The sequence below is a fragment of the Xenorhabdus mauleonii genome, from assembly GCF_900113945.1.
Lineage (GTDB): Bacteria > Pseudomonadota > Gammaproteobacteria > Enterobacterales > Enterobacteriaceae > Xenorhabdus > Xenorhabdus mauleonii.
This window is the reverse complement of record NZ_FORG01000006.1, coordinates 103,544-119,378: the sequence shown is the minus strand read 5'-3', so window position 1 is coordinate 119,378 and position 15,835 is coordinate 103,544. Positions and strand designations below refer to the sequence as shown.

The following is a 15,835-nucleotide window of genomic DNA, read 5'->3' as shown; positions in this document are numbered from 1 at the left end:
GTGATACTGTCGTACCCTGTTATATGAAGTGAGTAAGTGATGGTTGCATTGAGCGATATGTCTATTTGCATTTGCCCTGAACCATAATTATCTCTGAATAATATTGACTCTAAACTATATTTTCATTTTTGCTGGGCGTCGTTAATCCAGCGCTTCATCCAATATGAGACATTCCAACTCGCTTTTACGAAGACTGAGATTAACTCTGAGTACCTCTATTTGTACTGGATCGCCGAATGGTGCGATGCGAATAACCTGAAATGTAGCATTAGGCAACATGCCAAAAGACAATAACTTTTGGCGGTAAGCTGGGGTAATATCAGGAGAATATCCTAATATTTTATACCTGCATTCCGGAGTGAGTACCATATAACCTTCCGTTCAAATTGGAAATATAAGTGATTATAAGAATTATTATCCTATATAAAGGGGAATTAACAAGTGTTAATTACGCTAACATATCTGAGATATGATTGCTAATGAGAATAATATTCAATTGCATCATGGGTTATTTATCCCTGAATTTGCTCGAAACAAATTGATATTAATCAAATTAATGTTACTTTCTTTGAAAAAGAAATGATTAATATAACTGTAGAGTATTTTCAGAAAATTCCTTTTATTGATAAAAAAATGAAGCACTGAAAGTGGGGATATTGATGCGGGTTATCATTTCTAAGAACCATTTTTTTCAAAAACAATAAAAACAAGCCCTGAATAATAACCAAGGCTTGTTGATTTTTACTTTTATATCAGTTTTTTAAATGATTATTTATTGCCATACATTAATCTTTAGGGGGATAGCGTAATTCACTCAGGGGAACCTGCACACGATCATCGTCTTGATGTTGGCTCCAGGCATCAGAATCGTATACCCACCATGATTGAATTTCCAATTCATAGAAACGGCGCTCTGCATTGCCTTGATAATCACTGATAGGGCGAGACTTTTTCTTTCTGATATTTGCATCAGGATAGGTTTTCAGGAAAAAGTAATCGTAAGTTTCTTGTAACCGATCATCAGGAACTTGGCGGGCATAGCCGACGAATTGGGAACCGGCCAGATCCAGCGATGAATCCGGCAGCAATTTGCTGCTGTAGATAGTACCGCTGACACGGGGATTGATATGCAACTCTCGTGAGTGCCGTGTCTTTTGCTTTGAGTACCAAATAAGTGTCAATGGATTATATTGGGGAATATAAAACATCGTTGATGACCAGACAGAATCTGCATCTGGATCATGAGTGGAAAGACTGAAAAAACGGATATTGCTGAGTAAATCAAAACTGCTTTGGACGTATTTGTTCATCGTGTTTCCTCTACAGTGTGAATTTATCCTCTATATCCCACATTTTTCGAGGTGCATATCGAAATCAATAAGATAGAGAACATATTGGTTTTAAGCTGATTATATTTTTTATTTATACAATAAAGTCTCATTATTATGAGGTTTATTGCAAGGCGAATTATACGGAGGATTAAAAGAAATGGGCAGCATTACAATCTATTTAAATTTATCATGTTATAAATAAATATGATAAATTCCATAAAATTTAAGTTATTAATTATAATAAGTTAGAGTGTTTTTACCAAATTAATTGTTTTTCATTCATGATAATAAATAAATGAAAAAGTGATTTACTTAAACAATATATTGAAATTAGAACGATATTCACAATATTCAGGGTCAATTTTATCGTAAGTAATAAAAATTGACCCTGTTATATTTCGCTTTTAAATCGAAATGGGCAAGGTGCCTAAGATTAACGTTTCTTGCCGAATGCAGCAGCTAACGCATCACTCATCGCGCTGTTAGCAAAAGGCGAGGAACCTGATGAACGGGATGCATGGCGGTTTTTGCCATTGCCGTTGCGATCATTTCCGGTGCGTTGCTCCTGACGGTTGCCACCTTGTGGGCCACGACGCACTGACGTTTCGCCGGGTTTTTCATCAAGGCGCATGGTCAATGCAATGCGCTTGCGGTTCAGGTCAACATCCATGACTTTCACTTTCACGATATCGCCTGTCTTAACCACAGTATGCGGATCTTCCACAAAGCGATCGGACAGAGAAGAAATATGCACCAAACCATCCTGATGAACACCGATATCAACGAATGCACCAAAGTTGGTTACGTTGGTTACAGTGCCTTCCAAAATCATGCCCGCTTGCAGATCGTTCATGGTTTCAACGCCGTCGGCAAATGTCGCGGTCTTGAATTCAGGGCGTGGATCGCGGCCGGGTTTCTCCAGCTCTTTCAAAATATCGGTAACGGTCGGGATACCAAATTTCTCAGTTATGAAATCTTGGGCGTGCAAATTACGCAAGTTGGCAGAGTTCCCCATCAACTCAGATAATGTCTGTTTGGTGGTCAGCAAGATTTTCTCAACCACTGGATAGGCTTCTGGGTGAACAGTTGAAGAATCCAGAGGGTTGCCACCCTGATTGATACGCAGAAAGCCTGCACATTGCAGGAAGGCTTTCGGCCCCAGGCGGCTGACTTTCAGCAATTGATCACGGTTATCGAAACGACCGTTTTCATCACGCCAGTTAACGATATTTTGGGCAACAGTGCGGCTCAGGCCGGCAACGCGGGTCAGCAAAGCGACCGATGCTGTGTTCAGGTCAACACCGACGCCGTTTACACAGTCCTCAACCACGTTATCCAGTTTTTTCGCCAGCAGGGTTTGGCTGACATCGTGTTGGTATTGGCCAACCCCGATGGATTTAGGGTCGATTTTCACCAGCTCTGCCAGTGGATCTTGCAGACGGCGGGCAATGGAAACGGCACCGCGCAGGGAAACATCCAGATCAGGGAATTCCTGTGCTGCCAGTTCAGAAGCGGAATAAACCGATGCGCCGGCTTCGCTGACCACCACTTTCTGGGCGGTGACGTCAGGGTACTGTTTCTGGACATTGGCAAAGAAACGCTCTGTTTCACGGGAGGCAGTACCATTGCCAATCGCAACCAGCTCCACTTGATGTTTGGTACACAGGGCTGCAACGCTGGCGGCGGCTTTGTTTTCCTGTCCGGTGTGTGGGTAGATGGTGTCGGTCGCGATCAGTTTTCCGGTTGAATCAACAACAGCTACTTTTACACCGGTACGCAAGCCCGGATCCAGGCCCATAGTTGCACGCATGCCCGCAGGTGCAGCCATCATCAGATCGTGCAGGTTACGGGCGAATACGTTGATGGCTTCCTCTTCGGCTTTTTCGCGCAGGGTGCCCATCAGTTCGGTTTCCAGATGCAACAGCACCTTGATGCGCCATGTCCAGCTCACTACCGCCTTGCGCCAGCTGTCAGCCGGTGCGTTGTTCAGACGCAGATCCAAGTGCTCGGCAATCAGTTGCTCACAGTAACTTTCTTTCGGTGCTTCCTCAAATTGCGGGTCTGCATTCAAGGACAGTTGCAAAATACCTTCATTGCGCCCGCGGAACATGGCCAGGGCACGGTGGGAGGGAACAGAAGCGACGGCTTCGTGGTGATCAAAATAATCACTGAATTTTGTTCCTTCTTCTTCTTTGCCTTCGACAACTTTGGCAACCAAGTGCGCATTTTTCCACAGGTATTCGCGTACTTTTGCCAACAAAGCCGCATCTTCAGCAAAGCGCTCCATCAGGATATAGCGGGCGCCATCCAACGCTGCTTTGGTATCGGCAACACCTTTGTCAGCATCCACATAGGCAGCCGCAGCCAATTCCGGCTCTTGTTGCGGGTCTTGCCACAGCAAATCAGCCAGCGGCTCCAGACCTGCTTCAATTGCAGTCTGCCCACGGGTGCGGCGTTTAGGTTTATAGGGGAGGTACAGGTCTTCCAGTTCAGTTTTGCTCGAGGTGGCGTTGATCGCGTTTTCAAGCTCAACTGTCAACTTACCCTGTTCTTCGATCGATTTAAGAATAGTCTGACGGCGGGAAGATAGCTCACGCAGGTAACCTAGACGGCTTTCGAGCAGGCGGAGCTGTGTATCATCCAGACCACCGGTGACCTCTTTACGGTAACGAGCGATAAAGGGAACCGTATTTCCCTCATCAATTAGAGTAATGGCGGCTTGGACTTGCTGTGGCTGAGCCTGTAGCTCACCGGCAATGATTTGACTTAAGGATTCATTCATGGTCTGTTTTCTTCAAATTTCTTAACGCCTGTTAATACCCTCAGATATTGTCAGGCAGAGCTGGATAGGATTCGGGATTTCACCTGAAATACTACCGGCGTGGTTCAAACTGGCTCCATTTATACGTGCTGAGCGCGATAATTTCCAGTTTAGTGCGATATTTGACGTATATGCGACAGAATTTATCGCACATCTTCCGGGTTGAGATTGGGTTGAGATATAGTATTTCGCTATTAATCATCTTTTCTCATGTGAGTTTTTTCATGGCCAAAAGTAACTACATCACCCGAGAAGGTTGGCTCGAACTTGATAAGGAACTGAAATATCTTTGGAAAGTTGAACGACCCCAAGTCACTCAGGCTGTTTCAGATGCAGCGGCACTGGGAGACCGTTCGGAAAATGCCGAATACATTTATGGCAAAAAAAGGTTAAGAGAAATTGACCGTCGTGTTCGATTTTTATCTAAGCGGTTGGATGTGCTGAAAATTGTTGATCCTGATCCTCGGCAAGAAGGGCGGGTTTTTTTCGGGGCATGGGTAAAAGTTGAAAACGAAAATGGTGAAGCGCTTATTTTTCGTTTGGTAGGGCCAGATGAATTCGAGCCGGCTAAAAAGTGGATCTCCATTGATTCTCCGGTCGCAAGGGCATTACTTGGCAAGCAGGTTGATGATGAAATCACCGTTATGACCCCAAGTGGTATGGCAATTTACTGGATTCTGGAAATTGATTATAAGCCTTTAGCATAAGTCAAGATGATTGAGCGATATAAATAGGAAAACAAGGATAGAAAACCAATACATAAGCAATTATTGCTAATGCAGTTAATGGCCTTAAAATACATATGGTTGGTTTCTATTGCGTAATGGGTTTTCTATAAGAGTCATGGAAATTGCAGGCATGGAGCATCTTGGGAGCTGAAACATGCAAGAGAGTTATAAGATCCTTGTTGTTGATGATGATATGCGTTTGAGAGCGTTGTTGGAGCGCTATTTATCGGAGCAGGGTTTTCAAGTTCGTAGTGCAGCAAATGCGGAACAAATGGATCGCTTGTTAACCAGAGAGTCGATTCAATTGATTGTTCTGGATCTCATGTTGCCAGGTGAAGATGGACTGTCTATTTGCCGGAGGCTGAGAAGCCAGAATAGCTCGATACCGATCATTATGATATCTGCGAAAGGAGAAGAAGTTGATCGGATTGTTGGCCTTGAAATCGGGGCTGATGATTATATTGCCAAGCCCTTTAATCCACGTGAATTACTGGCACGCATGCGTGCTGTGTTGCGTCGCCATGCCCATGAATCGCCGAGAACACCAACACCGAGTGATGCCGTGGTCAAGTTCGGTAACTTTAAACTTGATCTTGGGACACGCGAAATGTTCCATCAAAATGAGCTATTGGCTTTAACCAGCGGGGAGTTTTCTGTTCTGAAAGCGCTGGTTTCCCATCCGCGTGAGCCATTGTCCCGGGATAAGCTAATGAGTTTGGCGCGGGGGCGAGAGTATGGCGCAATGGAACGCTCCATCGATGTGCAGGTTTCCCGCCTTCGTCGCATGATTGAAGAAGATCCGGCTCATCCCCGCTATATTCAGACCGTTTGGGGCTTGGGTTACGTCTTTATACCCGATGGAAACAAAATATGAGAAAGCAGCGGATTTCGCCACGTCCCCGGCTTTCCGCTGTTCTGTATTCGGTGTTGGCACTGTTTTTGGGCAGTTTGATTATTAGCTATCCTTTTGCCCAATTGCTGGTAAACATAGAAAAACTGCCATTCAGCACGGTGTTTCCCTATCTCTTTATGAGTGTCTTTGTGGCTGCGCTATCTGTATGCGCAGCTTTTTGGCGATATCTCCATATTCAGAAACGCGCCTTAAAATCCATCCAAAAAACCATCATGGAGATGGGAGAAAAAAAACAGGTCAAGTCACTGTCGGCAACAGGGATGCCGGCTGTACGCTCGGTTAGGCAGGCGGTGAACCAATTGTCGGGCAGATTGGCATCACAAGAAAGCACTCAGGCAGTATTGCTGGCTGGTGTCAGCCATGATTTGCGTACCCCGTTGACCCGGATTAGGCTGGCAATGGAGATGATGGAGGGAAAAGATGAATTCCTCACGGAGTCCATTTATCAGGATATTGAGGAGTGCAGCGCCATTATTGATCAGTTCATCGATTATCAGCGGGCAGGACAGGATATGCCAAAGAGCCGCTGTGAACTCAATGAGCTGCTTGCTGCTGTGATTAAATCTGAAACTGTCATAAAACCAGAAACTGCCGGAACCCCAGAGCAAGGCAGTCATGCGGGCATTGAAGAAAACCTGTCTGCACAGCCAATTTTTGTCATGGCGAATTCCCTTTCCATTAAACGTGTCATTGCCAATATGTTTACTAACGCCCGGCGTTATGGCAAAGGATGGATTCAAATCAGTAGTGGCACCACAGAGAAATTTGGTTGGTTTCAGGTGGAAGATAATGGCGTCGGCATGACAAAAGAAGAAGCGGCCATTTTGTTCCGGCCTTTCGTGCAAGGGGAGCGAATTCGTAATGCGCACAATGATGCGAACAATGATGGCAACACGAGTGGTGGCGCTGGATTAGGGCTTGCAATAATCCGCCGTATCATCGACAGCCATGCAGGATATATCGAAGTGAATAAAAGTATAAAAGGAGGCCTGTCTATCCGAGCTTATCTGCCATTGGATACACAATCAGGTCAATAATCACCCCCTCAAAAAATCCCACTGTCATAAAAATGTCATGATTCATACATTTTACTGTCATTTAAGTCTCCTATTTTCCCTCTGCACCAGATTTTTAATCTAAAGAACTAAATTGTTAACGATATCTGACATGCGTTTTCAATTAATGATGTGTATCCCAGCGGGAGCCAGCAGGAGAGATAAATAGTATGAAACTAATGCGTACCACCGTGACAAGCATCATGGCAGCCATAGTTACCATGACATCCCTGTCTTCATTTGCTGCTACCAGCCTGACGGGTGCCGGTGCGACATTTCCCGCGCCGGTATATACCAAGTGGGCAGATTCTTACCAAAAAGAAACGGGTAACAAAATCAATTATCAGGGCATCGGTTCTTCCGGTGGTGTAAAGCAGATTATTGCGAATACCGTTGATTTTGGCGCATCGGATGCACCACTGACGGATGAGAAATTGGCAACGGATGGCTTGTTCCAGTTTCCAACGGTAATCGGCGGCATTGTTCTGGCAGTGAACATTGCTGGCATTAAATCCGGTCAGTTGATTCTGGATGGCAAAACCTTGGGTGACATCTATCTGGGCAATATCAAAAAATGGAATGATCCAGCCATAGCAAAACTGAATCCTGAGCTAAAACTGCCGGATCAGAATATTGCCGTGGTACGCCGTGCAGATGGATCGGGAACGACGTACGTTTTCACCAGCTACCTGTCTAAAGTCAATGCAGACTGGAAAGATAAAGTTGGCACGGGTAGCACCGTTAAGTGGCCAACCGGCTTGGGCGGTAAGGGCAATGATGGCATCGCGGCCTTTGTTCAGCGTCTGCCCGGCTCAATTGGGTATGTTGAGTATGCCTATGCAAAACAGAATAACCTCGCTTACACCAAACTGGTGACCGCAGATGGAACGGTGGTAGCGCCTACGGCCGATAACTTCAGCGCAGCGGCCAAGGATGTGGATTGGAGCCGCAGCTTTGCTCAGGATCTGACAAACCAGAAAGGCAGCCATGCATGGCCGATTACTTCCACAACATTCATTCTCATCCACAAGCAGCAGGCTAACGCCGCAAATGGCGCTGAAGTCTTAAAGTTCTTCGATTGGGCGTATGACAAGGGTAAAAAACAGGCGAAAGATCTGGATTATGCAGTACTGCCGAAAGAAGTGATCAATCAGGTACGTGCAGCATGGAAGAGCAACATCAAAGACAGCAGTGGCAAACCGCTATATTGATGAAATTTCTGTACCCTGAATCAATCATTGTCAAACTTCCCCCCTTCACGGGGGGAAATAACCCAAAATGAGAATCAAGCGTATGGCCGAACGTAAAACGGCACTGAAAGCTCCAAGCAAAAACGGCGACATCATTTTCAGCGCATTGGTCAGACTGGCCGCGTTGCTGACGTTGTTCTTGCTTGGAGGCATTATCATTTCTCTGATCTTTGCTTCCTGGCCGAGCATAAAAACCTTTGGTTTTTCTTTCTTGTGGAATAAAGACTGGGATGCACCGGCCGGGCAGTTTGGTGCCTTGGTACCGATTTATGGCACATTGATGACGTCATTAATCGCTTTAATCATTGCCGTTCCGGTGAGTTTTGGCATCGCCCTATTTTTGACCGAGTTGGCTCCGAATTGGTTAAAGCGCCCGCTAGGCGTGGCAATTGAACTGCTGGCAGCTATCCCGAGTATTGTTTATGGCATGTGGGGGCTGTTTGTTTTCGCCCCGCTGTTTGCGACCTATTTCCAACAACCCGTCGGAGATGTGCTGTCGAGCATTCCCATCGTGGGTGAACTGTTTTCTGGCCCGGCCTTTGGTATCGGCATTCTGGCGGCAGGAGTCATCCTTGCCATCATGATTATTCCGTACATTGCTTCTGTCATGCGTGATGTATTCGAACAAACTCCCGTCATGATGAAAGAATCTGCCTATGGAATCGGCTGTACAACTTGGGAAGTCATTTGGCATACCGTCCTGCCTTACACCAAAAATGGTGTCATTGGCGGCGTGATGCTGGGGCTTGGCCGTGCCTTGGGAGAAACAATGGCGGTCACCTTTATCATTGGCAATACCTATCAACTTGACAGCTTGTCGCTGTACATGCCGGGAAACAGCATCACGTCTGCTCTGGCAAACGAGTTTGCCGAAGCTGAATCCGGTCTGCATACCGCGGCCTTGATGGAGCTGGGGCTGGTCTTGTTTGTTATCACCTTTATTGTATTGGCGTTATCAAAGCTGATGATTATGCGTCTGGCAAAAAACGAGGGGCGCTGAGATGACAACTATCAATAATCAACCGCCACTCGCTCCGGTGAAAACAACCCTCAGTGAAGCCGATCTGAAAAACCGTCGCCGCATGCAGTCATGGCGTCGCCAGAAAAATCGCATTGCGTTGATGCTTTCCATGGGCACCATGGCATTTGGCTTGTTTTGGCTGACTTGGATTTTATTCTCCACCATCACCAAAGGCATTGATGGCATGTCATTGGCGTTATTTACCGAAATGACACCGCCTCCCAATACTGCGGGCGGTGGATTGGCAAACGCGATTGTCGGCAGTGGCTTGCTTATCTTCTGGGCGACAGTATTCGGCACGCCACTGGGCATCATGGCGGGAGTCTATCTGGCAGAATATGGCCGTCGCTCATGGCTGGCCGAGATCATCCGTTTTATCAATGACATTCTGCTTTCGGCTCCATCCATCGTTATTGGCTTGTTTGTTTACACCGTTGTGGTGGCGAAAGTGCAACACTTTTCTGGCTGGGCCGGGGTGATTGCACTGGCGCTGTTGCAGGTTCCGATTGTGATCCGCACGACGGAAAACATGCTGAAACTTGTACCGGATAACTTGCGAGAAGCCGCTTATGCCTTGGGGACGCCGAAATGGAAAATGATCTCTGCCATTACATTGAAAGCCTCCATATCCGGCATCATTACCGGCGTATTGCTGGCTATTGCCCGTATTGCCGGTGAAACTGCCCCGTTGCTGTTCACTTCGCTTTCCAACCAGTTCTGGAGCACCGATCTCAGTCAGCCGATTGCTAACCTTCCTGTCACGATTTTCAAGTTTGCGATGAGTCCATTCTCTGACTGGCAGCAACTGGCGTGGGCGGGAGTGCTGTTAATCACCTTGTGTGTTCTGCTGATTAACATCGTGGCGCGCGTTCTGTTTGCGAAGAATAAATACTAAGTATTAAGCAGTACTCAATATTTTATATAGGTAAAGAGAAGCACTAATGAATAAAGCTAATGACACTGCAGTAAACAAAACCGCGGTAAGCAAAATTCAGGTACGTGATCTGAACTTCTATTATGGCAAGTTTCATGCGCTGAAAAACATCACGCTGGACATTGCACAGAATAAAGTAACGGCATTCATTGGGCCGTCAGGGTGTGGCAAATCCACCCTGCTGCGTACATTCAACAAAATGTATGAACTGTACGGTGAGCAGCGTGCAGAAGGCGAAATTATTTTGGACAGCACCAACATCCTGACGGACAAGCAGGATATCGCTTTATTGCGTGCCAAGGTCGGCATGGTTTTCCAGAAGCCGACACCATTTCCGATGTCAATCTATGACAACATCGCTTTCGGTGTCCGCCTGTTTGAAAAGCTCCCAAGGGCTGAAATGGATGAACGTGTCCAGTGGGCGCTGACCAAGGCGGCACTGTGGAATGAAACGAAAGATAAATTGCACCAGAGTGGGTATAGCTTATCCGGCGGCCAGCAACAGCGCTTGTGCATAGCCCGCGGTATCGCCATTCGCCCGGATGTTTTGCTGCTGGATGAACCTTGTTCGGCGCTTGATCCCATTTCCACTGGCCGGATTGAAGAATTGATCAGTGAACTAAAATCGGAATATACCGTCGTTATCGTCACGCACAACATGCAGCAGGCCGCTCGTTGTTCAGATTACACGGCGTTTATGTACCTTGGTGAACTGATTGAATTCAGTGACACCGATAGATTGTTCACCACACCGAAGATGAAACAAACCGAAGATTACATTACCGGTCGCTACGGTTGATACGCGATATAGGCGGGGCATATAGGGGTATACATTGATGGACAACCTGAATCACAGCAAACACATCTCCGGCCAATTCAACGCTGAGCTGGAATATATCCGTACGGAATTGATGACGATGGGCGGCCTGGTGGAAGAACAGCTCCGCAAAGCTGTTCTGGCGATGCACAATCAGGATGAAGATCTGGCACGACAAGTCATTGAGGATGACCAGAAAGTTAACATGATGGAAGTGGCTATTGATGAAGCCTGTGTGCGCATTATTGCAAAACGCCAGCCGACAGCCAGCGATCTGCGCCTTATCATGGTGATTTCGAAGACCATTGCTGAACTGGAGCGCATTGGCGATGTCGCCGACAAAATCTGCCAGACAGCACTTGAAAAATTTTCGCATCAACAGCAATCATTGCTGGTCAGCCTTGAATCATTGGGGAACCATGCCATCCAAATGTTGCATGATGTTCTCGACGCTTTTGCCCGCATGGATTTGGAAGAAGCGATTCGTATCTATCGTGAAGATAAAAAAATCGATCAGGAATATGAAGGCATTGTGCGCCAGTTAATGACATACATGATGGAAGATCCGAGAACTATTCCAAATGTCATGACCGCGCTTTTCTGCGCCCGCTCCATTGAGCGGATTGGTGACCGTTGCCAGAATATCTGCGAATTTATTTTTTACTATGTCAAAGGACAGGATTTCCGCCACGTAGGCGGTGATAAGCTGGAAAAATTGCTGACCAAATAAGAGCGATCTCTTTGGCCAATAAAAAGCGCCGGTATTTTTACCGGCGTTTTTTATTCTATAAGGGAATAAATATAGCATTTTATATTATTTCAGGTGCTATACCGAAATTGATAGTTTTTGTCAGTCATATAAGAACTTATAACTAAATTTATCACTAACAGGGGTGTTTCAATGAAGGTTCGCAATAAATCTCGCGTAGCGGTGACAGCACTGCTGGCTGGTCTGGCATTGATTTCAGGTGTGGCAAAAGCAGATAAACTCGATGACATTAAAAAAGCAGGCACCGTACGCATTGCGGTATTTGACAGCAACCCGCCATTTGGTTTCATCGATCCTAAAACGAAAAAACTGGCGGGCTACGATGTCGATATCGCCAATGCCATTGCCAGTGATTTGGGCGTCAAACTGGAACTGCGCCCAACCAATCCGGCAAACCGCATACCTCTTCTCTCTTCCAAAAAAATTGACTTGATCGCAGCTAACTTCACGGTGACTGATGAGCGTGCAAAACAAGTTGAATTCTCGATTCCTTATTTTGCGACAGGACAGAAATTCATCGCCCGCAAAGGTATTCTGACCCATCCAGACGACATTGCTAAATTGCGCATCGGGGCAGATAAAGGAACCGTGCAGGAGATCACCCTGCGCGAGCGTTACCCGACTGCAAAAGTCATCTCTTATGACGATACCCCGCTGGCCTTTGCTGCCCTGAGAAACGGCAACGTTCAGGCAATCACACAGGATGACGCGAAGCTGGTTGGCTTGTTGGCGAATGTACCTGAAGCCCAAAAAGCCGATTTTGAAATTTCACCTTTCAGCATTACCCGTGAATATCAGGCAGTAGCGGCGTCCAAAGGGGAAGGTCGATTAATTGGCGCGGTTAACCAGACTTTGCTGAAACTGGAAAAAGAAGGTGAAGCCGAGAAAATTTATAACCGTTGGTTCGGCCCAGAAACCAAATCCGCCCAGCCGCGTGGCGACTTTAAATTTGCCCCACTGGAAAATCAGGCAAAGCAGTAATCTTTTTTTAAAGCAGCATTTGATACCAGCCCCGCGACCGTGGGGCTTTGCTGTTTGCGTAGATTGAGGGCAAATAGAATGATTAAGACAAAATGTGAATTTATTCTCATGAAATTTATATCTAAAAAATAGGCTGAGAATTATCTTATGTATTTAATTAATTAAACATGTTAGGCGAATGCTCAGGATATAAAATTTACCTTTTAAAAAATATAATTGAAATTAAATTAGAATAAGTCTAACTCGTATAATGCCAATGGTTTAAATTATAAATGTAAATCGGAATATTCCAATATAAGTTAATGTCATTTTCTGATGATTAGCTATCATCATTGTTGAGTAATTAAATAAATTCATGATAGAGTGAATATGAGCATTTACAATACTTCATTTTAATGTGCTTAATTTTTATTGTTTATATAAATAGATATCTATACCCAACGGATTTCAAGTTGCAACCAATAAAGAAACAACTTGAAAAACGAAGGGCATATAAGGAATTTTCAAATGGTTTGGATTTACCATCAATACTCAGGTGATTTATATCATAACGATAAATTAGTTTATCGTGGTGGCTATAGTGGCAAAGGGGTTCATAAGAATAATCCTGCGTCAGAATCAGTGCGTGGGAAAGGGCCTATTCCTAGAGGACGATATACTATAGGGGGATATACAAGCAGTAAAGGGCCAATGACTATCATTTTAGAACCTTGCAATTGCAATAATATGTATGGTAGGAATCTTTTTAGAATTCATGGTGATAGTAGAGAACATCCAGGGGAAGCATCGGAAGGTTGTATCATTGTCGGGCCAGATGCAAGACGGGAAATAATCAGCTCTGTAGATAGGGAGTTAGTGGTAGAATAGTATGAAAAAATTTATCTTACTAATAATGTTATGTGTTCCTAGCATTGCATTATCTTCAACGAAAGAAGATTTGGATTATTGCGCTACAGTCAAATCTTGGGCAGCTCAAAAAGTGATAGATGCAGCATTCGAGAAAGACAAGCAGCTTGATCGAGAGAAAGCAACTTCTTCCTTAATTGAGAGAACTAAATTAGTAGAAGGGAATAAACCAATTACTTTTAAAGATTGGGGGCAACTGTATGCTCAAACAATAAAAGTATCTATTCCATATATCGATAAGCAAAAAAAATCTGCTATTTTCATAGCCTCATCAATTATATCAGCAGAAGAATGTTCATTAACAACTCCTTCTTACTTTGATATGACCCCAGAACACTATATTTTCAATTGAAAATAAACATGCTAAACAAGGTTAATAAGGGGGTTATACCTTTTCAAAGGGAGTACTCCCCTTTAACTGCCACAATCAACTGCTGGTTCATAACTACGACTGGGTTTATTTAATATGATTGTATGTGACGCTCAATACCTGAAGCAGTTTGGGAATATTCCGCGTTCTGTCTAGGTCATCTGAATCCATAGGGCCATTCCGGGCTCTAAAGTGGAACACATCTTGCCGATTATATGTGGGAATCCTGACCATACTTTCGCTGTACTGGTGAAACGTAAAGGGGAAAATATTGCGCGCCAGTAGCCACTGACTCATGGTTATATTAACATGCTGGGACATTATACTTTCAGATTACCGGAAGTATTCTGAAGGAAGAATTGAGAACATTAAATATAAACAATGAATTATATTCTTAACGTGTGTTTTCGTTCCATTACCTCTTAAACCCCTTTGCTTATGCGATGAATGTTATGTTTGAGCAATTTATTACCGAGCACTTATTGGCTCCCGAATATCTACAATGGCTTTGGCAGGGTTTTCTGATTACCTTGTGGCTTTCGGCCTGTGCCATTGTTTCCTCCACTTTACTGGGCTTCGTGATTGCCGCGGCGCGGGATAGACAAATCAGGCCACTGCGTTGGCTGGTTACATCTTATACGACCCTATTTCGTAACACCCCCTTGCTGGTTCAACTGTTCTTCTGGTATTTCGCATCCGGCCAAATTTTACCGCAAGGTGCAATGATGTGGTTGAATACGCCCCATGAAGCAACAATCTTCGGTCTGGAACTGGAATGGCCATCCTTTGAATTTTTGGCGGGGTTCATCGGCCTGACACTTTATTCAGCGCCTTTTGTCGCAGAAGAGCTGCGGGCTGGCATCCAAGGGGTTGGGCGCGGGCAAAAGTACGCAGCCCACGCCTTGGGTTTAACCGGTTGGCAGGCCATGCGATATGTTGTACTGCCGCAGGCATTGAAAATTGCCATGCCACCTTTATTGGGGCAATACATGAATATCGTCAAAAATTCCTCATTAACCATGGCGATTGGCGTGGCGGAACTTTCCTATGCTTCCCGACAAGTGGAAACCCAGACTCTGCAAACTTTTGAAGCATTTGGTGTCGCCACCGTGCTTTATATTGCCATTATTGCTGTGATGGAAGCTTGGGGGCAGTGGCGTCAGCAGAAAACTTTGGCGAGAGGGCACTGAGATGGATTTTACCGTTATTGCAGAAAACTGGCGCTATTTGCTGTTGGGAACGTTTCCCGACGGGCCATTGGAAGGAGCGGCTTTGACGTTGGCAATCAGCGTTATGGCGGGTGCGATATCTATCGTACTGGGCGTCTTGGGCGGCGTTGCTCTGGCGATGCTGCGCGGGTTCTGGGCCAACTTGCTGGCGGCAGTATTGGGATTTTTCCGCGCCATCCCTGTGATTATGCTGATTTTCTGGACGTATTTCCTGTTGCCCGTGATATTGGGAATGGAAATTCCCGAAATCACGACTGTCGTTTGTGCGTTGGCATTAATTACTTCCGCTTATCTGGCACACGGTGTTAAAGCAGGCATTCTGGCAATCGGCGAAGGCCAATGGCGTGCCGGATTATCGCTGGGATTCAATCGTTGGGAAGTCTTGTGGCATATTGTCTTGCCGCAAGCATTACGCATGATGATCCCCTCATTCATCAACCAATGGATTGCCTTGATTAAAGACACCTCTCTTGCCTATATCGTTGGTGTATCGGAATTATCATTTTTGGCAACACAAGTTAATAACCGCAGCATGGTATATCCGATGGAAGTCTTTTTATTTGTTGCGCTGGTTTATTTTGTGATGTGTTTATCACTGGAGTTAATTGCCAATTATATTGCCAGACGATTCTCTGTGAGACGTGAAAAAAGCGCAATCTTTGGCTTTTGGCGTAAAAAAACCTCGAATATAGTTACGTAAAGTTAATATT

Annotated in this window: 16 protein-coding genes; 13 read left to right on the top strand and 3 right to left on the bottom strand. The window is 45.2% G+C overall.

Annotated elements, in window-relative coordinates:
* Window positions 1–141: 141 nt before the first annotated feature.
* The 3 genes from feoA to BM100_RS08045 all read right to left on the bottom strand — a co-directional run bounded on the left by feoA (window position 142) and on the right by BM100_RS08045 (window position 4,113).
* Window positions 142–369 carry a ferrous iron transporter A gene (feoA, locus tag BM100_RS08055; protein ID WP_092509728.1) on the bottom strand — a complete coding sequence of 76 codons (228 nt, stop codon included), beginning with the start codon at window positions 367–369 and terminating at the stop codon, window positions 142–144.
* 416 nt (window positions 370–785) lie between these two features.
* A complete protein-coding gene (locus BM100_RS08050; protein ID WP_092509726.1) occupies window positions 786–1,310 on the bottom strand; it encodes a pyridoxamine 5'-phosphate oxidase family protein in 525 nt (174 codons plus the stop codon).
* A gap of 454 nt (window positions 1,311–1,764) precedes the next feature.
* Window positions 1,765–4,113: a Tex family protein gene (locus tag BM100_RS08045; RefSeq protein ID WP_092509724.1), complete on the bottom strand. Its 2,349-nt coding sequence runs from the start codon at window positions 4,111–4,113 to the stop codon at window positions 1,765–1,767.
* Window positions 4,114–4,376: 263 nt separating this feature from the next.
* Here BM100_RS08045 and greB point away from each other — a divergent pair, with 263 nt between their 5' ends.
* The 13 genes from greB (at window position 4,377) to BM100_RS07980 (ending at window position 15,825) form a co-directional block, all read left to right on the top strand.
* On the top strand, window positions 4,377–4,859 hold the full coding sequence (gene greB, locus BM100_RS08040) for a transcription elongation factor GreB (protein ID WP_092509722.1): 483 nt from the start codon (window positions 4,377–4,379) through the stop codon (window positions 4,857–4,859).
* Between the two features lie 175 nt (window positions 4,860–5,034).
* The gene (ompR, locus tag BM100_RS08035) at window positions 5,035–5,754 is read left to right on the top strand and encodes an osmolarity response regulator transcription factor OmpR (protein ID WP_092509720.1); all 720 of its coding nucleotides are present in this window, start codon (window positions 5,035–5,037) and stop codon (window positions 5,752–5,754) included.
* Window positions 5,751–6,830: an ATP-binding protein gene (locus BM100_RS08030; protein ID WP_092509718.1), complete on the top strand. Its 1,080-nt coding sequence runs from the start codon at window positions 5,751–5,753 to the stop codon at window positions 6,828–6,830. The genes ompR and BM100_RS08030 overlap by 4 nt, the downstream gene beginning before the upstream one ends.
* 188 nt (window positions 6,831–7,018) lie before the next feature.
* On the top strand, window positions 7,019–8,059 hold the full coding sequence (gene pstS, locus BM100_RS08025) for a phosphate ABC transporter substrate-binding protein PstS (protein WP_092509716.1): 1,041 nt from the start codon (window positions 7,019–7,021) through the stop codon (window positions 8,057–8,059).
* Between the two features lie 82 nt (window positions 8,060–8,141).
* Window positions 8,142–9,098 carry a phosphate ABC transporter permease PstC gene (pstC, locus tag BM100_RS08020; protein ID WP_092509713.1) on the top strand — a complete coding sequence of 319 codons (957 nt, stop codon included), beginning with the start codon at window positions 8,142–8,144 and terminating at the stop codon, window positions 9,096–9,098.
* A gap of 1 nt (window position 9,099) precedes the next feature.
* Entirely contained in the window at window positions 9,100–10,014 is a 915-nt protein-coding gene (pstA, locus tag BM100_RS08015; protein WP_092509711.1) for a phosphate ABC transporter permease PstA, read from the top strand.
* Window positions 10,015–10,060: 46 nt separating this feature from the next.
* Window positions 10,061–10,852, top strand: coding sequence for a phosphate ABC transporter ATP-binding protein PstB (pstB, locus tag BM100_RS08010; protein ID WP_092509709.1), 792 nt, complete (start codon window positions 10,061–10,063; stop codon window positions 10,850–10,852).
* Between the two features lie 37 nt (window positions 10,853–10,889).
* Window positions 10,890–11,600 carry a phosphate signaling complex protein PhoU gene (gene phoU / locus BM100_RS08005; protein WP_092509707.1) on the top strand — a complete coding sequence of 237 codons (711 nt, stop codon included), beginning with the start codon at window positions 10,890–10,892 and terminating at the stop codon, window positions 11,598–11,600.
* 171 nt (window positions 11,601–11,771) lie between these two features.
* Window positions 11,772–12,620, top strand: a complete 849-nt coding sequence (locus tag BM100_RS08000) for an ABC transporter substrate-binding protein (RefSeq protein WP_092509705.1) — start codon at window positions 11,772–11,774, stop codon at window positions 12,618–12,620.
* A gap of 507 nt (window positions 12,621–13,127) precedes the next feature.
* Entirely contained in the window at window positions 13,128–13,487 is a 360-nt protein-coding gene (locus tag BM100_RS07995; RefSeq protein WP_092509703.1) for a tlde1 domain-containing protein, read from the top strand.
* A 1-nt stretch (window position 13,488) separates the two neighbouring features.
* Window positions 13,489–13,878, top strand: a complete 390-nt coding sequence (locus BM100_RS07990) for a hypothetical protein (protein ID WP_092509701.1) — start codon at window positions 13,489–13,491, stop codon at window positions 13,876–13,878.
* A gap of 470 nt (window positions 13,879–14,348) precedes the next feature.
* Window positions 14,349–15,086 (top strand): amino acid ABC transporter permease, encoded by a 738-nt coding sequence (locus BM100_RS07985; RefSeq protein WP_092509699.1) that lies wholly within the window; start codon window positions 14,349–14,351, stop codon window positions 15,084–15,086.
* Between the two features lies 1 nt (window position 15,087).
* Window positions 15,088–15,825, top strand: coding sequence for an amino acid ABC transporter permease (locus BM100_RS07980; protein ID WP_092509697.1), 738 nt, complete (start codon window positions 15,088–15,090; stop codon window positions 15,823–15,825).
* Window positions 15,826–15,835 lie beyond the last annotated feature (10 nt).